Below are 24766 nucleotides of genomic sequence, written 5' to 3'. Positions count from 1 at the left end.
TCTGCTAGGCGAATGGCCGGCCTCGAGGGGTGTGATTAGCATTATTTTTACACTGGCTTTACACTGCGTTTACATAACCCGCATACCCCAACAGTACAATTATAGAGTTAAAGCTATGAAGTGAACGCTGACATTCGGAGGACCGATATGTTAAGAGAAATAAAGACGGGTCGATATGTAAATCGTGATCTGAGCTGGGTGGAATTTAACCGGAGAGTGCTGCAGGAGGCTCAGGACCATGAAACGCCGCTGCTTGAGCGGCTGAAATTTCTTGGCATTGTGGCGAGCAATCTGGATGAGTTCATGGCCGTGCGAGTGGCAGAGACACGAGAAAAGATTAAAGCGGGATTCACCCAGAAGGATTTTACCGGATATACCCCATCGGGGCTGTACCGCAGGTTGGTCAAACGGGTGGACCAGATGGTTGGGGAACAATATAAAACCTATCGCGAACTGGTTCGTCAGCTTGCCAAAAAAGGTGTTGTTTTTCAAGGCTATGAAGATTTGAGCACCACGCAGCAGAAGGCGCTGGCAACCTACTATCATGATATTATTTTTCCGCTGCTGACTCCGATGGCGGTCGATCAGAGCCGGCCGTTTCCGCTGGTGCATGCCAAATTTGTCTATTTGTCGGTGCTGCTTGGCAAAGAGGGCGAAGAGGATCAAGGCGAGACCTTTTTTGCGCTGGTTCAGGTGCCCTCCAACGTGCCGCGGGTCGTGCCAGTGCCGCATCGGGCGAACAGCAAACGCAAATCGTTCATCCTGATCGAGGAGCTGATCAAGCATCATATCCATAGCTTGTTCGTTGGCTATACGCCGCTTGCCGTTCACGAATTCCGGCTGACGCGCAATGCGGATCTTATCATTAATGAAGAAGAAGCCGAAGACTTGCTGGAAGAGATCGAGAAGGAGCTGCGCCGCCGCAGGCGCGGGGCCCCGGTACGGCTGGAAGTGCAGAAGGGCATCCACCCGGAGGCGCTGGCCAAGCTGCAGGAGGAATTCGAGCTTGAGGATATTTACGAAATTGACGGTCCGCTGGATTTAAGCTACCTGATCGGGTTTTCCGATGGGCTGGAAGGCTTCTCATTTCTGAAATATCCGCCGATTCAGCCGGTATATCCGCAGGAGTTCGGGCCGCATGAAAGTCATTTTGACGTGCTGCGAAGACAGGATGTGCTGGTCTACCATCCATACGAGTCGTTTGATGCGGTAACGGATTTTGTGCTGGAGGCGGCCGAGGATCCGAAGGTGATGGCGATCAAGATGACGCTGTACCGCGTGAATGGCGATTCCCAGCTGATCCCGGCCCTGGCTCATGCGGCTGAGAGCGGTAAGCAGGTCACGGTCGTGGTGGAGCTGAAGGCCCGCTTTGATGAGGAACGAAATATTGCCTGGGCAAGAAAGCTGGAGCAGGCGGGCTGTCATGTCGTATACGGGCTGGTCGGGCTGAAGACGCATGCCAAGATTATCCTCGTCGTGCGCCGTGAGCAGCAGGGGCTGCAGCGTTATGTTCATGTCGGTACAGGCAACTACAATGCCAGCACCGCCAAGGTATATACCGACGTGGGCTTGTTCACCACCAATTCGCTGATCGGTGATGACGCCTCCGAGATGTTTAATGAAATCACCGGTTTCTCCGGGCCGAAGAACCTCAAGGCGCTCCATATCGCTCCCATCGGCATGAAGGACAAGCTGTTCGAGCTGATCCGGAGGGAAGCGGAGCATGCGCGAAAAGGCAAGAAGGCTCGCATCATCGCCAAGATCAACTCGCTGTCTAACCAGGATGTGATTGACGAGCTGTACCTGGCTTCCCAGGCAGGCGTCAAGATTGATCTCATTGTCAGAGGCATCTGCTGCCTGAGACCGGGCGTGGAAGGATTGAGTGACAACATCAGGGTAATCAGCATCGTCGACCGGTTTCTGGAGCACAGCCGGCTGTTCTACTTCGAGAATGGCGGCAACTCCGAGGTATTCCTGTCCAGTGCCGACTGGATGACACGGAATCTGATGCGGCGGGTAGAGCTGATGTGCCCGGTGTTTGATCCGGCGCTGAAAGAGATTATGATGAACATTCTGCAGCTTCATCTGAACGATAACGTGAAGGCCAGAGAGCTTCAGTCCAATGGCAACTATACGTTTGTAAACAATGAGAAGCCTCCGCTGCGGAGCCAGACGGAGGCGATGAATCTTATTTCGTGGAAGCTGCAGGATGCTCCGACCATGTCAACTTGATGTTCCAGGCGTCCTCCAGCTCTTTGGCGGACTCTTCCATACGGCGGTTCTGGACAAGCGGCTCAGCTGTACAGTGCATCTGCACGTGCAGCGAGCCGTTTTTTGCCGTGGCATGAATCTTCTGTACGACCGGCGTTGAACGGATCGCCTTCGCCAACGCCAGCAGCGATCCGAGCCGGTGCACCCGCCCGGTGTCCGAAGCATCCAGGATGTCGGCATGCTGCTCCAGCAGCTGCGGCGTCCGCTTCTTCGGATGGTAATCGGCGGTGATGGCGCTGAGCACCGCTTCCCGGTGCGTCAGACCGTAAATGCCGCCATACATGATGCGATACACCGCGTGCTGGCTGCTCTTGTAATAGTTGATCATCGTGCCGGATTCACTGAGCATTGCGGCGGTGTACATTACCGCACGGTCCTGCTCGCAAGGGTCTGCCTGCACAAGTGCGTGATACATCGTCACCATATCCTCGTAGACGGCATGCAGGGACGCTTCCGACACCGGAGGGCCGAAGCGCAGCAAGTTTCGTACGCTGGTTCTGAGCGCATCGGATACGACCGGCTCCTGCGGTGCGAACCAGTCCCGGAACAGCCCGTCCCGAAGCCCTGCGCTGCTGACGATGTACCTGTCGGCCTCCACATAATCGTAGACGGTCTGCAATATTAGCATGCCGGGCACGATCAGGTCGGCGCGGTCCTTCGACAGGCCGGGCACCTTCTTACGATAGGCGGTCGTTTCGTAAGGGAGAACGCGGGCCATCTCATCGACCGTCTCGCCCCCCATCTCATAGTGATGAACGACGGGCAACGAATATTTGGTTTTCCGCTGATGCATTTTGGCGATGGTCCGGATCGTTCCGCCAAGGCCGATCATGGGGAGGCCGGGATTACTGTCCGCCCAGTCCAGCTGTCTCAGCTGCTCCCTGATCTCTTCCCGAAGCGCTTCGATTTCACTGTCATTCCACTGCTCCCCGCTCGCAAACCGGGTATACGCGTTGACGGCTCCCAGCGGAATCGAGATGCTGTGCAGAAGCTGGCGGTCCCGGAACAGCGTCAGCTCCGTGCTGCCGCCGCCGATATCCACGATCATGCCGTCCTGAATCGACATGGACTGAAGCACGCCCAGAAAACCGTAATAGGCCTCCTGCTCGCCGCTGACCCGTTCGATCGTCAAGCCCGTCTCCCGCTCCAGCCAGCGGATGATTTCCCCGGCATTCGCCGCATTGCGGATGGCTGCTGTGGCAGCGGCCCGGATATGGGTCGCGTGAAACTGCTCGCAGATCGTTCTGAACTGCCTCAGCACCTCGATGGCGGCCTCGAGGCTGCTGCGCGGTATTCGCCCGTCCGAGCCGACTTCTCGGCTAAGACGTGCGGAGTATTTATTCTCATAGATGATGCGATAGCCTCCACCGGACTCCACTTCATAGATGACCAGCCGGATGGAGTTGGATCCGATATCGATGATCCCAAGCGTATAACGGCGACTCATAGGCTTTCTCCTTATCACGTTTCGTTCTAGTAGTCTGTATAAGACGTTAACAGACAGACCAGCGGATTTCAATGCCTGCGGCAGGTTCAATATGGGATAGAGAAGCATTTGATGGCGGGGTCTGCGTACAGGCTGCAAATCGTCGTGAAAATGTACTGATTATTTTTCGAACTTCATATATAGTTGGAATGGAGTTCTAACTACATAGGCAAAGAAGGTATCTAATCGGGATGAATGTCATGGTGAGAGAGAAAGCGTTTTACAAGAGCTTCTTTTGGTTGACGCTGGTCATTGGTTTGCAGAACATCATTTCCCTCGGGGTCAATCTGTCGGATAATCTCATGCTCGGCGGGTACAGCGAGACGGCGCTGTCCGGGGTCGCGCTGGCCAATCAGATTCAGTTCCTGCTTCATATGCTGGTGATGGGCGCTGCAGAGGGGCTCGTCATTATGTCGTCCCGTTTCTGGGGTGCGAAGGATATCGGTTCGATCAAAAAAATCGCGAGCATCGGGATGCGAATGGCAATCGGGCTAGCCGTGATGCTGTGGCTCGTTGTATTCCTGTTCCCGCATGCCACGTTATCATTATTTACCAGTGAGGCGCATGTTATAGCCGAGGGCGTCAGCTATTTGAGAATCATTTGCTTCTCCTATATATTCTTTGCGATTACGAATGTGCTTCTGGCCTCGCTGCGCAGTGTGGAAACGGTCAAGATCGGCTTCATTGTGTCACTGTCCACCCTCCTCATTAACGTAGCGCTGAATTATGTGCTCATATACGGCCACCTGGGCTTTCCTGAGCTTGGTGCCAGCGGGTCGGCCATTGCAACGCTGACGGCGAGAGTAATCGAGACGGTGATCGTCTGTGTTTATATTAAATTCTATGATCGAAAAATCGGACTCAAGTTGAAAGATTTCTTCCACATCGATATGGGACTGTTCAAATCTTACATCCGCATCGGTTCCCCGGTGCTGATGTCGAATACGATCTGGGGGCTGGCGATGGCCGCTCAGACCGCGATCCTCGGCCACATGGGCGAGGCGGTCATTGCTGCGAACAGCATTGCAACGACCATTTTTCAGTTGGTAACGGTAGTTGTATATGCCTCGGCAAGCGCCACGGCGGTGCTGATTGGCAAAACGATCGGGGAAGGCCATATGGACAGGATCAAGCCGTATGCGAAAACATTGCAGGTGCTCTATCTGATGCTCGGCTTGGTAACCGGGGCGGTGCTGTTCATCCTGAAGGATGCCGTGCTCGGGCTGTACGCCATCTCCGGCGATGCCAAAGGACTGGCGCTGCAGTTCATGACGGTGCTGTCGATCACCGTCGTCGGAACGGCCTACCAGATGCCGGCGCTGACCGGCATCGTCCGCAGCGGCGGGGATACCCGGTTTGTGCTTTACAATGATTTTATTTTCATGTGGCTGGTCGTTCTGCCGTCGACGGCGCTGTGCGCTTTCGTATTTGAGCTGTCGCCGCTCGTAACGTTCATCTGTCTGAAATCCGATCAGATTCTGAAATGTTTTGTGGCGATCGTCAAAGTGAACCGCTATAAATGGATCCGGGCATTTCATTCCTGAAGCTATGAAACGGAAGTCTCGCTCTCTTGCAGAAATATCACTTCTGACGCATATCAGGCCAGGAATTGGCAATCCTACAGGCAACAAGCCGCGAATCATTGAAAGAATTCATGGCTTTGATGAGCAGCATATGGGACGCTTCGGCATTCGGAGAAAGACAGCGGACCGCCTCCCCCTGTTCGAATGATCTGGGGGAGGGTAATTTCCGAACATTCGAGGCGTGAAATTATTTGAATGTTCCGCGTTAACGGGTGGAATTCGGTATAATTCTTCGAATTTTGACAATTAACGACATAAAACACTAATTTTTTAGTTTTGACAACTTCTCTCCTATACCCTAGGATAATAGTATCAAAACGAGTACATTTAGGAGGATATGGTCAGGAAATGAAAAAGTCATGGACAACACTGTTAACGCTTGTATTATCCATTACGCTGCTTGCAGGCTGCGGCGGCAACGGCAACGCAAACAACGATAATAACAGCGCATCCGAGGGAGGCTCGGAAAGCTCTCAAGATAAGAAGCGTATTGCCCTTATTCATCCCGAGAAGGTTGGCGTGAATCCTTTCTTTGCCCTGATGGATGAAGGCTTGAAGAAAGCAGCGGGTGAATTCGATATCGAAGTGAAAAGCATCGAGTCGACTGACCCTGCCTCCATTGAGCAAAATCTGCGTACAGCTGTGGCGGAAAACTATGATCTGATCATCACTTCCACCTTCCAGATGGAAGACGCACTGAACAAGATTGCTCCAGAGAATCCGAATGTATCGTTTGCGATCATCGATACGACAGTAGACCTTCCGAACGTTCGCAGCGTTGTGTTCCGCGAGCATGAAGCGGCATACCTCCTCGGCGCGGCAGCCGGTCTTGCTACCCAGTCTAATGTCGTCGGCAACGTTGTGGCAGCTGATATTCCGATCATGCATAAGTACATGACCGGTTTTGAAGAAGGGGCCAAATCGGTCAACCCGGATGTGGAGATTCTGGTGAACTTCGTCGGCGGATTCGACGATCCGGCGAAAGCGAAAGAACTGGCGATTCTGCAGCATTCCAAAGGCGCTGATTTCGTAGCGGGCATGTCTGCAGTCGGCGATCTCGGCGTGTTCGAGGCTGCCAAGGAGAACGGCTTCTACACTTCCGGCCAGGATACGGACAACACCGGCATCGATCCGGAGCATGTAGTGCTCGCACAGCTGAAAGGCGCGGACGCGGTCGTATACGAGACGGTGAAGGATTTCGTAGAGGGGAACTTCACCTTTGACGTTCGCGACTATGGTCTTAAAGAAAGCGGCGTAGGCCTCACCTATGTAACGCATGAGAGCGAGACTCCGCTGAACCCGTTCATTGGACAAGAGATTGTGGATCAGCTCAAGGTGATTTCCGAGGAGATTGTTAACGGAAATATTAAAGTAACGAACGCATTGGAACAAAATTAGTTCTCACCTGGACCGGCTGCACATGAGCAGTCGGTCTTTCATTAAGCAGGAAAGGAAGGCATGACTCGAATGCTACTCCAGATGGACAGTATCACGAAGAAGTACGGCGAGTTCAGTGCGAATCGCGGAATTGACTTTTCGCTTCGCGCTGGCGAGGTTCATGCGATCGTCGGGGAGAACGGCGCGGGAAAAACGACGCTCATGCGCATTCTGTACGGGATGGAGCAGCCGACCTCGGGCACGATCAGCTTAAATGGAAAGGCCGTTTCCTTTGCCAGCCCGCTGGATGCGATTCAGCATGGCATCGGCATGGTGCACCAGCATTTCATGCTGTTCCCTACGTTCACGGTAGCGGAGAACATCGTGATTGGCCATGAGCCCGGGAGCGGTGTACGGTTCGACCGGAAGCAGGCGGTCAGCATCGTCGAAGAGCTGTGCGAGACATACGGCATGAAGGTGGACCCCGAAGCGGTTGTCAGCAGTACGGCACCCGGAGTGCAGCAGCGGGTAGAAATCCTCAAGGTGCTGTACCAGGGGGCCGAGATTATTATTCTGGACGAGCCTACCGGCGTACTGACACCGCTGGAGGTGAAGGAGCTGCTGGAAGCGATCAAACAGCTGTCGAAACAAGGTAAAAGCTTCATTCTCATCAGCCATAAGCTGAACGAGGTGCTGGAGGTTGCCGACCGCATCACCGTGCTTCGCGACGGCGAGGTAACCGGCGTCGTGAATAAGGGAGAAGCCGACGCAGCCCTGCTGTCCCGGCTGATGGTAGGCCGCGAGCTGGCCGATCTGGACCGGCGTCCGGCCCAGCCCGGCGAGAGCGTGCTGGAGGTGTCCGAGGTGACCATCCGGGGAAGCAAAGGCAAGCCGGTGCTGGATAATGTCAGCCTGAACGTTCGGGCAGGCGAGATCGTGGGCGTTGCCGGCATTTCCGGCAACGGGCAATCGGAGCTGCTGCAAGTCATCTCGGGACTCGCATCTTCGGACAGCGGCAGCATCAAGCTGTCGGGCAAGGATGTGACCGGGATGTCGACCCGCAGCATTCGGGAGCATGGCCTGGCTCATATTCCGGAGGATCGCTATGTGTGGGGCGCCAATCGGACCGCGACCGTGGCGGATACCGGATTGATGGGGCATCAGCGGCGTCTGCAGCGAAGCGGCATGCTGAAGCTGAAGGAAATCCGCTCGCTGGTATCCGGCTGGGTGCAGAAATTCTCGATCAAGACCGGATCGCTCGATACGAGCACACAGTATTTATCAGGCGGCAACCTGCAGAAGCTGATCGTTGCACGGGAGCTGGAGCAGGGAACGCCATTTCTGATTGCAGCCGAGCCTACGCGTGGCGTCGATATCGGCGCGATGGAGACGATTCACGGCGAGCTGCTGAAGCGGCGCGAGGAAGGCACGGGCATCTTATTGGTATCATCCGAATTAACAGAGATTATCAAGCTGTCGGACCGCATTCTGGTCATGTATGAAGGACGGATTGCCGGGGAACTGTCGGTGAATGAAGCGACAGAAGAGAAATTGGGACTGCTGATGGCAGGAGGAACGCTGCAATGAATAAATGGACAAAATGGACTCTTCCTCTGCTGCAGCCAATAGGCGCGATCATTGTCGGTTTGCTGGCTGGTGCGATCGGCATTCTCATCGCCGGGGGCAGCATCTTGGAGACCTATGCGGAGATGTGGAAGGGCGCCTTTGGCGGCATGTATTTCTTCACCAATACATTATCGCGGGCAACGCCGATTATTCTGATCGGGCTAGGCGCTGCCTTCGCTTTCCGGGCCGGGTTCTTCAACCTGGGGGCCGAAGGGCAGATGGTGTTTGGCGCGCTGGCGGCTGCGCTGGTCGGCCTGTATTTGCCGGGGCCGGGCTGGTTCGTGTGCATCGCGGCACTGCTGGCCGGCGTGATTGCCGGCGGGCTGTGGTCGGTCATGGCCGGGTACTTTGACGCCAGATTTCGTGTAAATCTGCTGATTTCGACCTTGCTGCTCAACTATGTGGCGGTGCTGTTCGCCGGTTATCTGGTCGCTTATCCGCTTCGAGACCGCTCGGGCTCTGCGGCGATGGCGCAGTCCCCGATGCTGGATAACAGCGTATGGCTGCCGAAGCTGATCTCCGGTATGCCGCTGCATATCGGCTTTGTGCTGGCCGTGCTGGCTGCACTGATCATATTCGTGCTGCTCAAGCGCTCGGTGATCGGGTACGAGATCCGGATGCTAGGCGGGAACCCGCTGTTTGCACTGTATGGCGGCGTTAAGCGGGGGCCGATGATGATCGGGGCGATGTTCGCAAGCGGCGGTTTGGCCGGACTCGGCGGCGCGGTGGAAATCCTCGGCTCCCAGTATCGCTACATCGACGGGGCTCTATCCACGGCCAACTATGCATGGACAGGCATTATGGCCGCATTGCTGGCCGGATCGCACCCGATCGGAACGCTGATAGCTGCCATCTTCCTGGCCGCGCTGCAGACCGGCGGCATGGGCGTGGAACGCAACACCGAGGTTCCGCTGGAGGTCGGCGCCATTATCCAGGCGGTGCTGATCCTGTTTATCTCCGCACGATTCACTTACAGCTTTCTAAAGCGCAGAAAGGAGAACAAGTCCGATGGCACAGCTGTTTGACCTGGCACTGATCAACTCGGCCCTCCGGGTGCTCACTCCGATATTGCTGGCCGCGCTGGGCGGAGCGCTCTGCTCCCGCGTCGGACTGTTCAATGTCGGGCTGGAGGGATTTATGCTGCTGGGCGCATTTTCCGCCGTAGCAGGCAACTATTTCTTTGGTAACGTCGTATATGCGATTGTGTTCGCCATTATTGTGGTCTCGCTGTTCTCCCTGGTGTTCGGCTATTTGAGCATCCATCTCAAGGCGAACGTCATCGTGGTCGGGGTCGCCATGAACGCGCTGGCGGCGGGGATTACAACCTTCAGCCTGCGGGCGATCTTTGATGTCAAAGGCGCCTTCTATGATAATACGATGGTTGGCCTGCCGAAATGGAACATTCCGATCATCGAGAATATTCCGGTGCTCGGTCCGATTCTGGCGGGGCTGACCCCGCTGGTGTATGTGGCCTTTTTGATTGCAGGGCTGATGTGGTATTATTTCTATCGAACAAAAAGCGGATTTCGCTTCCTGGCCGCTGGCGAGAATCCGCTGGCTGCGCGAAGCGTCGGCATCCGGGTGACCCGTTATCAATACGGCGCGGTGCTGGCCAGCGGCGTGTTGTGCGCGCTGGGCGGAGCCCAGCTGTCGCTTGGACAAGTGACCATGTTTACCGAAGGCATGACGGCCGGTCGCGGCTTCATTGCCCTTGTTGCCACCATGCTCGGCCAATCCGGACCACTTGGCGTGACGGCGGCGAGCCTGTTGTTCGGCTTCATGGACGCGCTCAGCATCCGATTCCAGGGGCTTGCGCTGCCTACGCATTTCACGCAAATGCTGCCCTATGTGGTGACGATTCTGGCGATGTTCTTTTTCAAGGATAAAAGCTTCCAGCAGGATGCGCTGAAGCAGGGTACCAGCTCCCGATAAAATCATGGCCGCTGCATACCGAAGCGCGAATCACGCTGCGAATCACGCTGCGGATCAGTATGCTGATCCGGGGCTTTTTCGCAGCATGAGCGAAGCGCCTCGTGTGAAGCGCCGCGTGCGACAACCCGCGAGCGATGACCCGCACGCGGGCGGGAATAAGCCGGGCCGCCCCATGCCGTTTTTCGGCCGCGGTTCGTACAAGCGTAAAGGAGATGACATCTAGTGCATAAGAAAGCGGAGCGTCTGAAGAAGATGAAGCCCGTGGTTGCCGGGAATTTGACGGACGAGCAGCGCGACAAGCTGCCGCCGGGCCAGACCTTGACCGAGAAATTCCCGATCCTCCATGAAGGCGAAGTTCCGGTATACGATATGTCGAAGTGGAACCTGAGGGTATTCGGCGAGGTGGAGGAGGAGCGGACGTTTTCCTACGAGGAGTTATTGGCGCTGCCGACCGTGACGGTGAATACGGATATTCATTGCGTCACCCGCTGGTCCAAGTTTGACACGGTCTGGGAAGGCATTCTGTTCAGAGACTTCCTGAAGCTGCTGAAGGTGAAGCCGGAGGCCAAATATGTGATGTTCCATGCCGATCCGGACTATGACACCAACGTGCCGATTGAGGATCTGTTAAGAGATGATGTGCTGCTGGCCTACCGGTTTAACGGGGAGCCGTTAACGGACAAGCACGGCTGGCCGCTGCGCACGGTGGTGCCGCACCGTTATTTCTGGAAGAGCGCCAAATGGCTGCGAGGCATTGAATTTATGAGCGAGGACCGTCCGGGCTTCTGGGAGCGGAACGGGTTCCATAATGAAGCTGATCCGTTCAAGGAGCAGCGGTTCAGCGGCGAGGCGCTGGACATCCCGGAAGACGAATGGACACGCAAGGAGTTTGATTGATATGCTGATGCCAATTTTGCAAGTGAACTCGGAGGATATTCCGGAATTCGTCATCGTCTGTGGTGACCCGAAGCGGGCCGAGCTGATCTCCCGCAAGCTCGATGGCGCGAAGGAGCTGGCCTTCAGCCGGGAATACCGGACCTTTGTCGGTACTTATGAAGGCGTGGAGGTGGGCGTGACCAGCCATGGCGTCGGTTCTCCGGGCGCGGCGGTTTGCTTCGAGGAGCTGATCCGCGCCGGGGCAAAGACGCTGATCCGCGTCGGCACCGCCGGCTCCTATCAGGCCGACACGCCTGCAGGCAGCCTGGTGGTCAGCACGGCAGCGATTCGTACCGATGGGCTGACCAAGCAGCTGGTGCCGGACGGCTTCCCGGCCGTGGCGGACAGTGCGGTTGTGGAGGCGTTGTACGAATCCGCGCTGTCCTTAGGCGAGGGCGTCGTCCGTAAAGGGATGACGGTGACGTTGGACGTATTCTTCAACGGAGTGGAGGAATTCCCCCATCCGAAATATAAGGCGGCCGGTGCGCTCGGCGTTGAGATGGAAATCTCGGCGCTTTATGTAGTAGCCGCTCTCCGCGGCGTCCGCGCCGGTGCGATCGTGGCGATCGACGGCTTCGCGGACGCAGACCTTGCGGCAGAGTATGATCCGAACACGAATGTCGTGTCGGATGCCGTGGAGCGCGAAATTCACGCAGCCTTGATAGCCGTTGCGAAGCTGGCGAAGCAAGGGTGATGGAATAAGCCGGTTATTCCCGAGATGTGGGGATGACCGGCTTTTTTTGCGGGGCCGTATCGTTACAAATGGAAAATCATGAAAAATAACAGTTGCACTAGTACATGATTTCGCATATACTGATTCCAGTAAGTAATTGGTCAATCAATAATAAATGTGAATCGACAACAGAAAGGATGGATTCCGTATGCCGCGCGAAGCCTCCGCGAACCGACGTCAGGATATTGTTGCAGCAGCCATCGAGGTATTTGCAGAGATCGGTTATTACCGTGCGACAACCGCTCAGGTTGCCGAACGCGCAGCCATATCGCAGCCCTACGTGTACCGTTTCTTCACCAAGGAATCGCTGCTGGTTGAAGCGCTGGCCGTATCTTGGCAGCGGATTGTTCAGGCGTTCCGTCAGGTCATTGATTCGGCACCGCCTCAGGAGCTCGAAGAGGGATTGATCCGTGCTTACGAGGAGATCATGCTGGCGCATCGCAGTGAAATTTTACTGCAGATGCAGGCACAGACGATCTCGGATGCTCCTGTTCGAGCAGCGATGCAGCAGGGGATGGGCGAGGTAAAGGAGCTGGTGGAGACTGCCTTCATCCATGCCGGATTTCAGGATGCAGATGTGAGAGTCTCCAATTTTCTTGCACGGGGAATGCTGTGTAATGCGGCCATGGCCATGGAAATGCCGAGCATTATGCCGAAGCGTTAGAGCTGCCAATGGACCGGGGAATGGTAATCCGTGTGCTGTCCTTACGGGGAGGACTATAGGGGCAGTGTAAGCATCGAGCCGCAAGGGGCAGAATGGCTTGAGCGTCCCAAGCGACTCACCGGGAATACACGTCTTGACAGTGAGAGTCCATAAGCTGCTTCGCGAGAGTGCCAGCCCATTCCCGGGAGCGGTCGGCTCCGCATTCCCGAAAGCGGCTTGATCGGTGAGCATAGGGAGCCGCAGGCCATAACAGCCTAAGGTGTGTAGCAGCGATGCACGTTTCATCATTATGAAGTTCGTCATTATTTTTTTTATCAATAGTGATTGATTAATCAATAACAAAGGAGAGGTATGAATATGAAAAAAGCGATTGTTCTGGGAGCAACGGGCGGAGTGGGAAATCCGCTGACAGCCGAATTGATCACAAGAGGGATCGAAACGATTGCCTTCGGCAGATCGATGACCAAGTTAAATGCGCTCGCCGAGGAGCTCGGCCGATCCCCATTGCTGAAGCTTCACACGGGGGATGCCTTTAATCCAGAGGACATCATTCAGGCGGCCGAAGGGGCGGATGTCATTTTTCACAGCGCGAATATTCCGTATCACGAGATGGAATCAAGACTGCTTCCACTCGGGGAATCCGTGATGAAGGCTGCGCAGCAGATGGACGCAAGAGTGGTGGTCGTCGACGGTATTTATCCCTATGGGCGACGCAGGATGGAAAGAGCGACGGAGGAGCATCCGAAGCGGCCTCATACCCGAAAAGGCAAAACCAGGCTCGCCTATGAGGAGCTTCTGTATTCGGCACGTTGGAACCCCCGCACGCACCCTTTGATCGCCCGGCTGCCGGATTATTACGGTCCCTCCGCGCAAGCATCTTATCTATCCGTGACGATGGAAGCTATCGCAGCAGGTAAGCCTACGGCCTTCATCGGGAATATGACGGTGCCCCGTGAATATGTCTACTTGCCGGATGCAGCCCGGATGATTGTGGATATCGCCGTTCAGGAGGAGTCTTACGGGCAAAACTGGCACATTCCCGGCCCTGGTGTCATTTCAGGTCGCGACCTGGTACGCATCGCTCAGGAGGCGAGCGGGAGCCGCAAAGCTGTCGTACCGCTAGGACGCATCGGGTTATCTCTGATCGGCCTGTTCAATCCCGTCATGAAGGAGGTCGTCGAGATGCTGTATCTTACGGAAGAGCCGCTCGTGCTGAGCGGGGAAAAATACGAGCGCCTCATCGGACGCTTATCCTGGACGCCGCATGAAAAAGCGATTAAGGAGACCATTCGGCGGCTGAAGCAGAAGCAGGGCCTGTGAACGGATTGTACGATTGTACGAATTGTGCTTAATAGCAAGCGTATATATGCCTAACGTCCTTTATTTTTTCGCTAATAGTAATTGGTCAATCAATAATATTACAGATAAATCATGCACCTACTACTCAACTTGAAAAAGGAGGTGATTCAAATGGCCAAACTTCAATTGAAGTTTGTGGACGGCGTGCTGGCTGCAACCATTCTCATGTCGATGCTTAGCTGGTGGGATTAATAAGCTGCAACTGCTGTCTGTTACAAATCATTTGACAAGGAGGTTTGGATCTATGAATGAAGATTTACGTTCCGCCTGGGTATCAAAGCATACGCTTTGGCTCGGAATTGCCGCTGTCTTGCTGGTATTGTTCTCCATCTGGGATTAGTGAATATGAATACTTGCGCGCTGGCCGAAGGGCTGGCGTGTTTTTATTAGTCTCTGATTGTGAACGGAACACTGCACTGGATGACGATGTAAGCGGAGGAGGTGATCCGGAGAATTGTGCAGCCTTTGACCTGTTCGGAGAGGTGACAGCTGCGGAAAAAAGAATTAAAGGTGTTTTATCCCTTACCATAGTGCTATCTGCGGCATTATTATAGTGAGGGGGACGGGAGAGTTCATGCAGGTGTTGGTAATGTCGGATTGATGTCGCTGTAAAAAAGAAAAGAGGAATGAAACATGTTTAGAAACAATGAAGATATTGCCAAACAGCATGCGAACGATCTCCGTCAGGAAATGGAACGCTGTCGTCTGGCAGAACAAATGAGGCTTTCACGCTCGGAGCCGGCACCGCCCGCAGACGAGACGGTGGAAAGCAAGGATGTATGGAAATCCCTGTATGAGACGATTGCAGGGATGGGGAGAAGAATACTATAATTCGAATTCTGACACAAATCGCCGGCGCGTACTGCGCCGGCGATTTTTAGCATGCGTATTCCTTCTTCTTATTCTTCTTATTTCGTCTCCTCGGATGTCCATACCACCGCGGGTTGTTGATCGGGTCCGAGGCGGGAGGCAGCTCTGCGACACGAGAAAGTTGTGCAAATATTCTGACTGCGCAGCACATAAAATGGTGAAGAACTGTGTCGTTACGACGAGGGGAGGGCCTTCCATACATGCTGACAGCGATATTGTTCATGTTCGCGATCGGCGCTGCTGTTGCCAGCGTGGATACCACATGCGGGCTGAACGTACTTGGAAGCCTGGACAGCACCAAGGTTAATCGAACGAAGTATGCGCTCGTCTACACGGTATCATGCACGCTGGGCGGCCTGGCGGCAGGCGTGGCTCTGGGCGGGATCGGTTATCTTCTGTCCTTGGCCCCGATCAGCGGGCTGCAGTCGACCCTCGTCATGGCCGGGCTGGGTGTGCTGCTGTTGCTGGACGTGTTGAATATGTCACGGCATCTTCCATCAGGAAATTTCATCGTACCGTCCGAATGGATTCAGCATGCGGGATACCGTTCCGCCGCGCTGTGGGGAAGCATTCTCGGCATGGGCTTCATCACGCTTCAAGCCGGTGTATTGTTTCACGCGTATATGTTTGTCTCTGTGTTAACACTTTCCTGGCAGGCGAGCATCGCTGCGGGCGCGTGCTTCGGTGTTGTTCGCGGCGCCCTGTTCAGCCTGCCGTTCGTCCGCTCCGTTGTATACGCCTGGCTGGGCCATCGATGGCTGAAGCGCACCCTGCTGACAGCGGTCCGACAGATCCTCTCCGGGGGGCTGATCCTTGGTGCGATTCTGTGGATGCTGATGGTCTGACCGAAGAGCGGGCCGGAGCTTCGCAGATATTCGTAGGCTGGTAAGCGGCGTGGCGGCAACACCAATTCATTAAACGATGAAGTCAAGGAGGCTTGCCGAATGATGTCTGCCGGCATGAGCATCGCTGTTGCGCTGGTCGTTACGTTTCCGATGCTGCTGTCCATCGCTGCTTATGGATGGAGCAGCGTGTTCGGGGATCCGCATCGTTTCCCGGGAAGCCCGCGGGTGCATCGGTTTCTGATGATCTGCCAGTTCGCTGGGGTGACGGCGGTTTATGCATTTCCTTCCTCTTACAGCCTGTATCTGTTGGCGTCGATTTATGCCGGCCAAGGGTTCGGTGCGGCTTATTACATTCACAAGAAGGGGAGGGTGGATTGCGGCTGCCTGGGGCCCCAGGTCCAATCGAAGTTAGGGCTTCCGCTCGTCGTGATCAATATTCTGTTCGCCGGAATATGCATCATCTCGAGCATAACGTATGGCTTTATCAGCCAGGAAGTAGCCGAGCCGCGTTTGGTACCGGTCGGGCTGCTGCTGGAAGCGATGCTGCTTCTGCTGTCACTGGTAGTCATTGTCGGGGTGCCGGATGCTGTTCATGCCATTCGATTGTATCGGAGGATGGCTGCCCGGCATGCGCCGAAGGTGCTGAAACGGAAGGAGAGAGCGGTATGAATGCGTTCTTCTGGATATCGTATACGATTCTGTGGCTGCTCGTCGTTCCTTTGGTGCTGCTAAATCTCGTGCTCTTCCGCCAGCTGGGCATTATGGTGATGGGGACGGCTCGGGGCGTCAACCAGTCGGGGATTCCTGTCGGACGCAAACTGCCCAAGGCCGAGACATCGACCCTATATGGCAAACCGTGGACAACGGAGGCCTTATACGGAAATTCCGCCATCATGCTGTTTGCTTCACCGACTTGCAAGGAGTGTGCGCGTATATTGCCGGACTTTGGAGCGGTTGCTAAGCAGTATGGCGTCAAGCCGATTCTTCTGCTGTTTGCGACGGCAGCACAGGGCCAGGCCTACATGCATGCGATGGAATATGACGAGGAAGTGCTGCTCGTGACTCCGGAGCTGGCGGAGCGACTGGATGTTGAGGTAACGCCGTTTGCGTATGCGGTTGATCCCGGAGGGATGATCCGACACAAGGGGCTGGTTAACAGCCGCGAGCAGTTGGAGGCCTATGTCAGGGCTGCGCGAGCTTCCTGAGTGAGAGGTGAACGTGATGAGACCTACATCATCCAATCGGGATGAGAATATGCAGGCGCGGATCAGCCGCGCAACCCGGAAGATCAACCGGAGAACGATCCTGAACCAATTCGCGCAAAAAACAGCCGAAATGCTGGCCAGGGCTTTCCTTTCCCCGGAAGAGAGCCTGGTTCCCGGTTCGTTTGCTGCCGGGCCTTGCCGCCCTCCGCATGGGCAGTATTGCAGCGGCTGTGGCGCCGATGCCTCCTGTCCGTCAGATTACGTCGTCTGCACCCCGAACACGGTCATTACGGACTGCAAGGGGCTATGCCCCTATCCGTCAGGGTGGTGGTATACGAGCGATCCGGTCGGGCAAAGAGCCAAGTGTCAGGACTGCATCTCCCGCTATGTGCATCCGACTTTCGACAAAGAGGGCTGTTATCAAGGCGCGCATATCGATGGACGGTTCGTGATTTGCGCTTGCCGGTCCACGATCATGTATTAGTTCTGGCTTCCTGGAGGGCCATGCTCCACCCCTTATTCCTAAACTATCCCTGTCCGGTGTCCTTTGTATGATTATCCCTTTTGCTCAGGTGCTAGCTCTTTTGTTTCCTCCTTCGCATTATCATTTCGTCATCATTTCGTCTTGTTCTGGGGCCTATCCTTGACTTTGAGTCTTGTCCTTGATCTCCGGCATTCAGGATCTACCGCTCTTCGTAAAATATGTTTCTCTCTCAGTCCAGCCTATCTGTTTCTAGGTTTTCTATGTTGCCTGATCAAACGGGATAATCGTGCAAAGTATCTATGAACAACGAGTGTTGGTTGGGACATCAGAGGTTCGACAAATGATCTTGTGCGCACGGATTATTGACATTAAAAAATGGTACATGTTTAAATAGAAGAAGTGTTAGCACTCTTTATTAGGGAGTGCTAAAAACCTGATTCATAGCGGAAAGGGGAACACTTCACATGGCCAAAAAACAGTTTAAAGCGGAGTCCAAGCGTTTGCTTGACATGATGATCAACTCCATCTATACCCAGCGGGAAATTTTTCTGCGCGAGCTGATCTCTAATGCCAGCGACGCCATCGACAAAATTTACTACAAGGCACTGACTGACGATAACCTCGTATTTAACAAGGACGATTATTTCATTAAAATTACGCCGGATAAAGAGAATCGCATCCTGACGATCTCCGATACCGGGATCGGGATGACCAAGGAAGAGCTGGAGAACAATCTGGGCGTCATCGCCAAGAGCGGTTCGCTTGCCTTCAAGACGGAGAATGAAGCGAAGGACGGCCATAACATTATCGGCCAATTCGGGGTCGGCTTCTATTCGGCGTTTATGGTGGCCGATGTCGTGACGGTAATAACGAAGGCGCTCGGCAGCGACGAGGCGTTCAAGTGGGAATCCAAAGGCTCGGACGGGTATACGATTACCTCGGCGGAGAAGGATTCGATAGGAACCGACATTATTTTGAAGATCAAGGACAATACCGAGGACGACCAGTACGATGAGTTCCTGGAGGAATATCGTTTAAGATCGATTATTAAGAAATACTCGGATTTTATCCGTTACCCGATCAAGATGGATGTGACAACCTCGCGTCCGAAGGAAGGCGCAGACAACGAGTTCGAGGAAGTACAGGAGGAGCAAACCATCAACAGCATGGTTCCGATCTGGCGCAAGAACAAGGACGAGCTGACCGAGGAGGATTACGAGAACTTCTATACTGAGAAACGGTATGGCTTCGATAAGCCGCTCAAGCATGTACATATCAAAGCCGATGGCGCGGTGGTGTACAATGCGATTCTGTTCATTCCCGAGCATACGCCGTTCGATTACTACACGAAGGAGTATGAGAAGGGGCTGGAGCTGTATTCCAACGGTGTGCTCATCATGGAAAAGTGCGGGGATCTGCTCCCGGATTACTTCAGCTTTGTCAAAGGGATGGTGGATTCCGAGGACCTGTCCCTCAATATTTCCCGAGAAATGCTGCAGCATGACCGTCAGCTGACGCTCATTGCGAAGAATATCAAAAGCAAAATCAAAAGCACGCTGCAGAGCATGCTGAAAGATGAGCGTGAGAAATACGAGAAGTTCTATGAAGCCTTTGGCCGCGGGTTGAAGTTCGGTGTCTACAACGAGTATGGTGCGAACAAGGACCTGCTGCAGGACTTGTTGCTGTTCACTTCTTCCAAGGAGAAGAAGCTGGTGACGCTGGACGAGTACGTGTCCCGCATGCCGGAGGACCAGAAGTATATTTACTATGCGGCCGGCGAGTCGATCGAGCGTCTGGAGAAGCTTCCGCAAACCGAGCTCGTGCTGGATAAAGGCTATGAGATTCTGTACTTCACGGATGACGTGGACGAGTTTGCGATCAAGATGCTCATGAAATATAAAGACAAGGAATTCAAGTCGGTATCCAGCGGGGATCTTGGCATCGAGTCCGAGGCGGAGAAGAAGGAATCCGAAGCGGAGGAGAATGAGAACAAGGAGCTCTTCAAGGCGATGGAGGGCTATCTGGAAGGCAAGGTGACAGCGGTAAAAGCGTCCAAGCGTCTGAAATCGCATCCGGTATGCCTGTCCTCGGAAGGCGAACTGTCGATCGAAATGGAGAAAATTCTGAAGGCGATGCCGAACGGACAGGAAGTCAAGGCGGATAAGGTGCTTGAGATTAACACCAACCATGAGGTGTTCCAATCGCTGAAGGCCCATAAAGACAATGAAGAGAAGCTGAAGCTGTACACGAATCTGCTGTACAATCAGGCGCTGCTGATCGAAGGCTTGCCTGTAGCGGATCCACTGGAATTCACTAACGATATTTGCAAAATTATGGTCTGACACTTTTGACTGCCTATCCTATTAGCGTGTTAGGTTCAGTCCAGATATGGAAGGAAAGCAACCCCCGACCTGCCAGCTGTTGCTGGTGGACCGGGGGTTGTTTGGTTGTTGGTTAAGGTGAGCTTGTTCTTGCTAATGGCCTAATCAGGTGAGGGGAAGGGACGCAAAACGCGAACGGTCACCGTCTACGGAAGGCGAGTTCGGGCGATGAACGATATGATGAGGGATCAGGCATCAGCTATCGAATAGCCGGATCAGGAATCGGTTAGAGATCCATTATATTTGGCGGATATGTCCGCCAGTATAGCTTTCATCCGGTCAATCACCGATTGCGGTTCTACCACGGTCGCTTCCGTGCCCAGCCCGAGAAAATAATGCGCGAAGTAATCCACGTCATTAGCAGGCACTTCGTGAAGGAGCCGCCCGCTCCCGTCCGCCCGAAGTTCGATGTGCGGGAAGGGCCATAATTCCGCTTCGGCCCGCTGGACGCCTTCCCGGGTAAGCTCGGCCACGATCAGCATATATTCGATTTGTTCAGCCCCTTGCGCCCTCCAGTTCCCGAGATGAATATGGCGGTGATCCAGCGGCTTTACATCTTCACGTACGACGGCCGATTTCATCCGGTCGCAGCGGAAGAGCCGGAAATCTCCCCGCAAGAAGCAGTACGCGGGACAGTACCAGAAGCCGTTGATGGCATAGATCCCTACCGGCTGAATGTTCCGCTCGGACAAACCGCGCTTCGTTTCGTACTGGATGGCGACGACCTGCTGCGTTACGGCTGCATCGAGCAGCGTGTCAAGGAACAGCAGCTTCTGCTTCCGGGTGTGCGTCAGAAAGTCGACCCGGTTCTTCATCTGATCAATCCGGTCGCGGACATCGCCTGGCATATAATTGTAGAATTTTTGCAGGGCTGCTGACGATTCTGTCTCGAAAGGAAGGGATAAGTAATGCCGAAGGGCGTGACTGGCAAAAAACATCGCGACCGCTTCCTCCTCGCTGAAGGCGATCGGCGGCAGAATGCGTTCCCGCAGCACCTGATATCCTCCGTGCGGACCGACCTCGGAATACAGAGGCACCCCAAGCTCGCTCAGCTCTTGGAGATCCCGCAGCATGGTGCGGGTGGAGACGCCGAATTGGTCCGCGAGTTCCTTGACCGTAAATTTTCGCATCCGGTTGACGGTCATCATCAGCTCCATCAGACGCTTGGATTTGGACATGAGGGGCCCTCCATCTTTTTGAATGATTATGACAATAGTTGTCACTATTATATCCTAAACTAAGAGCAGGTTCGAAGCGCGGTCTGTTCATCAGGCCGGCTGTCTGATAGTAGTCTGCCGATTGCTACTGATCGTCTACAGATCCCCTGCCGATTCCGGCTGCGCACGTGATCTGTCAGAAGTGGCGGGGCAGGTCAGCTGCCAGTCATCGCTGAGGCTGTATGTTCTTCGAACCCATTTTCAGAAGATTGCGGAGGGATTCTTATGTATGTGACCGTTGCAGATTTTATTAAGGAATGGAACCGGGAAGCTGATCTTACGTTGCATGTGCTGGATGGTCTGACCGATGAGGCATTGCAGCAGCAGGTTCATGGGGAGGGGCGTTCTCTTGGGAGAATCGCATGGCATTTGACGACAAACATTCCCGAGTATTTGACCGAGTTCGGGCTGAAGATGGAAGCCGTGCCGAATGCGGAGGTTGTACCTGCCACGGCGAAGGAAATCGCCGCTACTTTCCGTCAGGTCAGTGCCCGGGCAGCAGAGGTGATTCAGGCGAATTGGAGAGATGAATCGCTTGGGCAAGTTCAGGAGGCCTTTGGCAGACAGGAAAGCAATGCCGCCATCATTATGGGGCTGATCAAGCACATTGTCCATCATCGCGGACAGATCACCGTGCTGATGCGTCAGGCCGGATTAAAGCCGTATGGCGTCTATGGACCGCCGAAGGAAGATTGGGTTCGTTATGGCGTGGAGCATGCGCCGTTGTGAGGGCCAAGACGGACGGTTAAGTATGGATCGAGAGAGTTGGGACGATGAATAGAATTGAAGGGAGATTGGGTTATGAGTCAAGTTGGAGAACTGAAGCAAATGCTGTTTGAGGAGCTTGAACTGATTGTGAGGACATCCTCCAATCTGATCCGGAACATCTCGGACGAGCACTGGGATTACCGTCCCGCTGACAACATGAGAACCTTGCTGGAGCTGGTGCATCATCTGGTATCTGTTCCCGCAACCGATCTGTTGATTATGCAAGAGAAGCCGGAGGCGGACATCCGCAAGCTGGAAGGCGCCATCGCTGCTGACGGCCAGGACAAGGAGAAGCTGATCGCGTGGATGGAGAGCGGGCTTGAGGACTTGAGATCCTACATGAACAGTCTGGAGGATGATGCGTTTCTGCATAAGAAGACGCGGCCGTTCTATCTGGAGCATGGAAGCGCGCAGGCCAAATGGCTGATCGAAGTGGTGACCCACGCCCAGCATCACCGGGCCCAGATGTTCAACTATTTGAAAGCGCAGGGATATGATATCAGCATGTTTGACCTGTACTAAGCTAGTCATGTTACAATGTGAGACAGGGGCATGCTTAGGATAGCCCCCAAACCACCCTTAAAGGATAGTTGCTCTTATGATCCATTACATTCGTTTGCGTTAATTAGAGGTGCAGTTGATAGCAAGCCCGGCCTTTTTTCAATGAAATTAGGCAAGGGTCTTCTTTCCTGCACCTTTTTTTATCGTAATAAACGAATGAAAAGGGTGAGAAGACGATGTCCCAACATCAACATGATAGATTACGAATCAGAACGAAAGCGCTGCGGCAGCACGAGCATCTATTTCGCTGCCCGGTATGCACCGCCTCGATGAAGTTTGCGGAGCATTCGGCGGCATTGGTATGTGACAACCATCATTCCTTTGATGTGTCGCGGCATGGCTATATAAATCTGCTTGCAGGCAGAAGCAGTACCAAATATGACAAAGCGCTGTTCCAGTCCCGGAAAAGAATGAACGACAGCGGTTTTTTTCAGCCGATGCTGGCTGAGATCATTGACGTCGTACAGGAATTGGCAGAGGAGCGCGGGCAGCTGACCCTGCTCGACGCCGGCTGTGGTGAAGGCTCGCATCTGACTGCGATTGGCCGTGCGCTGGATGGCGAGAAGCCGGGCCGATGCGTGCGCGCGGGGCTTGATATTGCCAAAGAAGGGGTTCTGACCGCGGCCAAGTCGGATCGGGATTCCGTCTGGTGTGTCGGGGATTTGGCGCAGGCTCCATTTGCGGATCAGCAGTTTGATGTCATTCTGAACATCTTGTCGCCTTCCAACTATGCGGAGTTTAACCGGCTGCTGACCGCAGAGGGGCTTGTGCTGAAAGTGATTCCCGGGATCGGATATCTCAAGGAATTGAGGGAAATGCTCTATCCTGATTCCGGTCATAGACGAGAGACGAACGACCAGCTGCTGAGGCTCTTTACCCGGCATTATGAGCTGGTTGCCCAAAGACCGGTTCAGTACCGTTATCAGGTGGGCCCGGCGCTGATGAAGGATCTGGTCACGATGACGCCTCTGGCCTGGGGGGCAGCTGAAGAAGACATTATGGCGGTCCTTGGACAAAAGACGGCGGATATGACCGTTGATCTGATGATGGTGTGCGGCAGACGCAGACCGGGCTGAAGTGCAGCTTACAATAAAGTATCATCTATAATAGGTATGCGGAAGGGGTCCTTATAGGTCATGAAACCTAAAGGGCCCTCTCTTTAATCTGTTCGACAAAAAGCGGCAAACCGATGGCGATGCGTGCTGGATAAGGGAAAGCTGTAAACCATCCACTGCGGATGACGATTCATAAGGATATACGATGCCGAAAGATATGTCCGAGGCGGGTAGGACCCTTGCGCAAGCAAGCAATAAAACTGGATAATGATAGTAAGTTTTGGGCTCCGGGTCAGGGTGTACCTATTGCCTATTGGAGAATGATGCTGCTTTGGGTACAATAACCTGTGGATTATTCTGGTAGAAGGGTGGAACTTATTGATGTCATTTCTCCGAAAATCACTCCTGATCATGTGCAGCCTGCTGATTGCGACTGCTGTTCTGGTTCCGGCTGGTGCTGTCCATGCTGCTGACCAGAAATGGATCAATCAGGTGTGGAGCGACTACAAGGCGTTTAACAAGAAGACGGTGGATACGTACAACAAATATCAGGCCCGGATTGAGCAGGATTACAAACGCTTTAACGATAAAAGCCAGGCCGCGCTCGACGAGCTTGAGCGCAAGGTGCTGGAAGACCAGGAGCACTGGGTGCAGCTGCTGAATGACGATTATGAGGCGCTGAGCGCGAGATACGCGGACGGCAGCCTGAATATGCGGAACCAGCTGATGAAGTACAACCGTTACATTAACCCTGGGCATATGGGCAGCCCGATGTACAACTATGCGCGCCAGGCCAACATCGGCATGCTGAACAGCACGATGTGGAAGCTGGATAAGGAATTGAACGATGCTTTCCTGAACAGTTATATGTGGACTTACCGCGAGGCCATTAACCCGGCTTCTCTTAACAGCTCGGCCTTTAAATTTAAGAATACGGTGAATGAAAGCTATCTGAACAGCGCAATGTATAAGCTTCGGAACGCTTCAAGCTCCAGTTCGCTCAACAGCCCGATGTGGAAGTACAAGATGGGACGCATCAGCAAAACAGCGGCGAAGAACGAGTACAACAAGCTGTTCAAGAAATACACCACGGAGATGTCTCAAAGCAATGCCGTAAGGAAAAAAGAGATTGCGGACATGGCAAGCAGCACGCAGAAGAAAGTGGAACAACTATATATCCAGACGGTCCTATCTTTGGAAGAGCAGCGGGAGAAGACGCTTCAGAGCATATCCGACCTGCGTAAGGAAATCACGGGTGAAGGTCTGGAATGGGAGCCGCTGTTTGAAGAAGAGGAGATTAAATTTTAGAGGAGATAAAAGTTTAAGCGATCGGCTCGTGTTGGCCTCGGTGGACTGGAGAGACAGTCTGCTGAGGCTTTTTATCGTTTCGAGGCAGCGGATAGCAGCGTCTGG

23 protein-coding genes are annotated in these 24766 nt (G+C 54.1%); 21 read left to right on the top strand and 2 right to left on the bottom strand.

Features of this window, described 5'->3' with window-relative positions; translation table 11 throughout:
• The first annotated feature begins 147 nt into the window (after window positions 1-147).
• Complete coding sequence (gene ppk1 / locus CHH67_RS12540) at window positions 148-2232, top strand: polyphosphate kinase 1 (RefSeq protein WP_095265520.1); 2085 nt, start codon at window positions 148-150, stop codon at window positions 2230-2232.
• Here ppk1 and CHH67_RS12535 read toward each other — a convergent pair.
• Window positions 2189-3718, bottom strand: a complete 1530-nt coding sequence (locus CHH67_RS12535; RefSeq protein WP_095265519.1) for a Ppx/GppA family phosphatase — start codon at window positions 3716-3718, stop codon at window positions 2189-2191. The two genes, ppk1 and CHH67_RS12535, sit on opposite strands and share 44 nt — an antisense overlap.
• 239 nt (window positions 3719-3957) lie before the next feature.
• On the opposite strand from CHH67_RS12535, the gene CHH67_RS12530 reads away from it, so the two are divergent.
• From CHH67_RS12530 to htpG, 16 genes are all read left to right on the top strand, one after another.
• The gene (locus CHH67_RS12530; protein ID WP_230875739.1) at window positions 3958-5301 is read left to right on the top strand and encodes an MATE family efflux transporter; all 1344 of its coding nucleotides are present in this window, start codon (window positions 3958-3960) and stop codon (window positions 5299-5301) included.
• 387 nt (window positions 5302-5688) lie between these two features.
• On the top strand, window positions 5689-6738 hold the full coding sequence (locus CHH67_RS12525; protein ID WP_095265517.1) for a BMP family protein: 1050 nt from the start codon (window positions 5689-5691) through the stop codon (window positions 6736-6738).
• A gap of 69 nt (window positions 6739-6807) precedes the next feature.
• The gene (locus CHH67_RS12520) at window positions 6808-8304 is read left to right on the top strand and encodes an ABC transporter ATP-binding protein (RefSeq protein WP_095265516.1); all 1497 of its coding nucleotides are present in this window, start codon (window positions 6808-6810) and stop codon (window positions 8302-8304) included.
• Window positions 8301-9368, top strand: a complete 1068-nt coding sequence (locus CHH67_RS12515; RefSeq protein ID WP_095265515.1) for an ABC transporter permease — start codon at window positions 8301-8303, stop codon at window positions 9366-9368. The genes CHH67_RS12520 and CHH67_RS12515 overlap by 4 nt, the downstream gene beginning before the upstream one ends.
• Window positions 9352-10275 carry an ABC transporter permease gene (locus CHH67_RS12510; RefSeq protein ID WP_095265514.1) on the top strand — a complete coding sequence of 308 codons (924 nt, stop codon included), beginning with the start codon at window positions 9352-9354 and terminating at the stop codon, window positions 10273-10275. Before CHH67_RS12515 ends, CHH67_RS12510 begins: the two co-directional genes overlap by 17 nt.
• 222 nt (window positions 10276-10497) lie before the next feature.
• Window positions 10498-11172, top strand: coding sequence for a sulfite oxidase-like oxidoreductase (locus CHH67_RS12500; protein ID WP_095265512.1), 675 nt, complete (start codon window positions 10498-10500; stop codon window positions 11170-11172).
• A gap of 1 nt (window position 11173) precedes the next feature.
• Complete coding sequence (locus tag CHH67_RS12495) at window positions 11174-11905, top strand: nucleoside phosphorylase (protein WP_095265511.1); 732 nt, start codon at window positions 11174-11176, stop codon at window positions 11903-11905.
• Window positions 11906-12092: 187 nt separating this feature from the next.
• The gene (locus CHH67_RS12490) at window positions 12093-12608 is read left to right on the top strand and encodes a TetR/AcrR family transcriptional regulator (RefSeq protein ID WP_095265510.1); all 516 of its coding nucleotides are present in this window, start codon (window positions 12093-12095) and stop codon (window positions 12606-12608) included.
• Window positions 12609-12965: 357 nt separating this feature from the next.
• Window positions 12966-13928, top strand: coding sequence for an NAD-dependent epimerase/dehydratase family protein (locus CHH67_RS12485; RefSeq protein ID WP_095265509.1), 963 nt, complete (start codon window positions 12966-12968; stop codon window positions 13926-13928).
• A gap of 287 nt (window positions 13929-14215) precedes the next feature.
• Window positions 14216-14521, top strand: a complete 306-nt coding sequence (locus CHH67_RS26205) for a hypothetical protein (RefSeq protein ID WP_179292111.1) — start codon at window positions 14216-14218, stop codon at window positions 14519-14521.
• A 79-nt stretch (window positions 14522-14600) separates the two neighbouring features.
• Window positions 14601-14798 (top strand): hypothetical protein, encoded by a 198-nt coding sequence (locus tag CHH67_RS12480; RefSeq protein WP_095265508.1) that lies wholly within the window; start codon window positions 14601-14603, stop codon window positions 14796-14798.
• A 239-nt stretch (window positions 14799-15037) separates the two neighbouring features.
• Window positions 15038-15682: a hypothetical protein gene (locus CHH67_RS12475; protein ID WP_095265507.1), complete on the top strand. Its 645-nt coding sequence runs from the start codon at window positions 15038-15040 to the stop codon at window positions 15680-15682.
• 99 nt (window positions 15683-15781) lie between these two features.
• Window positions 15782-16351 (top strand): hypothetical protein, encoded by a 570-nt coding sequence (locus tag CHH67_RS12470; protein ID WP_230875740.1) that lies wholly within the window; start codon window positions 15782-15784, stop codon window positions 16349-16351.
• Window positions 16348-16887: a TlpA family protein disulfide reductase gene (locus CHH67_RS12465; RefSeq protein WP_095265506.1), complete on the top strand. Its 540-nt coding sequence runs from the start codon at window positions 16348-16350 to the stop codon at window positions 16885-16887. Before CHH67_RS12470 ends, CHH67_RS12465 begins: the two co-directional genes overlap by 4 nt.
• A 16-nt stretch (window positions 16888-16903) precedes the next feature.
• On the top strand, window positions 16904-17371 hold the full coding sequence (locus tag CHH67_RS12460) for a hypothetical protein (RefSeq protein WP_095265505.1): 468 nt from the start codon (window positions 16904-16906) through the stop codon (window positions 17369-17371).
• 464 nt (window positions 17372-17835) lie between these two features.
• Window positions 17836-19713, top strand: a complete 1878-nt coding sequence (gene htpG / locus CHH67_RS12455; RefSeq protein ID WP_095265504.1) for a molecular chaperone HtpG — start codon at window positions 17836-17838, stop codon at window positions 19711-19713.
• A 254-nt stretch (window positions 19714-19967) separates the two neighbouring features.
• Here the strand turns inward: htpG and CHH67_RS12450 are convergent, their stop codons facing one another.
• Window positions 19968-20930, bottom strand: a complete 963-nt coding sequence (locus CHH67_RS12450) for a helix-turn-helix transcriptional regulator (protein ID WP_095265503.1) — start codon at window positions 20928-20930, stop codon at window positions 19968-19970.
• A 264-nt stretch (window positions 20931-21194) separates the two neighbouring features.
• Between CHH67_RS12450 and CHH67_RS12445 the strand changes: the two genes are divergently transcribed.
• The 4 genes from CHH67_RS12445 to CHH67_RS12430 all read left to right on the top strand — a co-directional run bounded on the left by CHH67_RS12445 (window position 21195) and on the right by CHH67_RS12430 (window position 24661).
• Window positions 21195-21698 (top strand): DinB family protein, encoded by a 504-nt coding sequence (locus CHH67_RS12445; protein WP_095265502.1) that lies wholly within the window; start codon window positions 21195-21197, stop codon window positions 21696-21698.
• 72 nt (window positions 21699-21770) lie between these two features.
• Window positions 21771-22259, top strand: a complete 489-nt coding sequence (locus tag CHH67_RS12440) for a DinB family protein (protein WP_095265501.1) — start codon at window positions 21771-21773, stop codon at window positions 22257-22259.
• A gap of 215 nt (window positions 22260-22474) precedes the next feature.
• On the top strand, window positions 22475-23374 hold the full coding sequence (locus CHH67_RS12435; RefSeq protein WP_095265500.1) for a putative RNA methyltransferase: 900 nt from the start codon (window positions 22475-22477) through the stop codon (window positions 23372-23374).
• A gap of 360 nt (window positions 23375-23734) precedes the next feature.
• Window positions 23735-24661 (top strand): hypothetical protein, encoded by a 927-nt coding sequence (locus CHH67_RS12430; protein WP_095265499.1) that lies wholly within the window; start codon window positions 23735-23737, stop codon window positions 24659-24661.
• The last annotated feature ends 105 nt before the right edge of the window (window positions 24662-24766 follow it).

Origin of the sequence: Paenibacillus campinasensis, from assembly GCF_002272015.1 — a bacterium.
GTDB classification, from domain to species: Bacteria; Bacillota; Bacilli; order Paenibacillales; family Paenibacillaceae; genus Paenibacillus_AQ; species Paenibacillus_AQ campinasensis.
Note: the sequence above shows the minus strand (reverse complement) of the source record. Positions and strands in the feature narration are given on the sequence as shown.

Coding starts and splice junctions, on each gene's coding strand:
- ppk1 (WP_095265520.1), top strand. CDS start 148: ATGTTAAGAGAAATAAAGACGGGTCGATATGTAAATCGTGATCTGAGC.
- CHH67_RS12535 (WP_095265519.1), bottom strand. CDS start 3,718: ATGAGTCGCCGTTATACGCTTGGGATCATCGATATCGGATCCAACTCC.
- CHH67_RS12530 (WP_230875739.1), top strand. CDS start 3,958: ATGGTGAGAGAGAAAGCGTTTTACAAGAGCTTCTTTTGGTTGACGCTG.
- CHH67_RS12525 (WP_095265517.1), top strand. CDS start 5,689: ATGAAAAAGTCATGGACAACACTGTTAACGCTTGTATTATCCATTACG.
- CHH67_RS12520 (WP_095265516.1), top strand. CDS start 6,808: ATGCTACTCCAGATGGACAGTATCACGAAGAAGTACGGCGAGTTCAGT.
- CHH67_RS12515 (WP_095265515.1), top strand. CDS start 8,301: ATGAATAAATGGACAAAATGGACTCTTCCTCTGCTGCAGCCAATAGGC.
- CHH67_RS12510 (WP_095265514.1), top strand. CDS start 9,352: ATGGCACAGCTGTTTGACCTGGCACTGATCAACTCGGCCCTCCGGGTG.
- CHH67_RS12495 (WP_095265511.1), top strand. CDS start 11,174: ATGCTGATGCCAATTTTGCAAGTGAACTCGGAGGATATTCCGGAATTC.
- CHH67_RS12490 (WP_095265510.1), top strand. CDS start 12,093: ATGCCGCGCGAAGCCTCCGCGAACCGACGTCAGGATATTGTTGCAGCA.
- CHH67_RS12485 (WP_095265509.1), top strand. CDS start 12,966: ATGAAAAAAGCGATTGTTCTGGGAGCAACGGGCGGAGTGGGAAATCCG.
- CHH67_RS26205 (WP_179292111.1), top strand. CDS start 14,216: ATGAAGATTTACGTTCCGCCTGGGTATCAAAGCATACGCTTTGGCTCG.
- CHH67_RS12480 (WP_095265508.1), top strand. CDS start 14,601: ATGTTTAGAAACAATGAAGATATTGCCAAACAGCATGCGAACGATCTC.
- CHH67_RS12475 (WP_095265507.1), top strand. CDS start 15,038: ATGCTGACAGCGATATTGTTCATGTTCGCGATCGGCGCTGCTGTTGCC.
- CHH67_RS12470 (WP_230875740.1), top strand. CDS start 15,782: ATGATGTCTGCCGGCATGAGCATCGCTGTTGCGCTGGTCGTTACGTTT.
- CHH67_RS12465 (WP_095265506.1), top strand. CDS start 16,348: ATGAATGCGTTCTTCTGGATATCGTATACGATTCTGTGGCTGCTCGTC.
- CHH67_RS12460 (WP_095265505.1), top strand. CDS start 16,904: ATGAGACCTACATCATCCAATCGGGATGAGAATATGCAGGCGCGGATC.
- htpG (WP_095265504.1), top strand. CDS start 17,836: ATGGCCAAAAAACAGTTTAAAGCGGAGTCCAAGCGTTTGCTTGACATG.
- CHH67_RS12450 (WP_095265503.1), bottom strand. CDS start 20,930: ATGTCCAAATCCAAGCGTCTGATGGAGCTGATGATGACCGTCAACCGG.
- CHH67_RS12445 (WP_095265502.1), top strand. CDS start 21,195: ATGTATGTGACCGTTGCAGATTTTATTAAGGAATGGAACCGGGAAGCT.
- CHH67_RS12440 (WP_095265501.1), top strand. CDS start 21,771: ATGAGTCAAGTTGGAGAACTGAAGCAAATGCTGTTTGAGGAGCTTGAA.
- CHH67_RS12435 (WP_095265500.1), top strand. CDS start 22,475: ATGTCCCAACATCAACATGATAGATTACGAATCAGAACGAAAGCGCTG.
- CHH67_RS12430 (WP_095265499.1), top strand. CDS start 23,735: ATGTCATTTCTCCGAAAATCACTCCTGATCATGTGCAGCCTGCTGATT.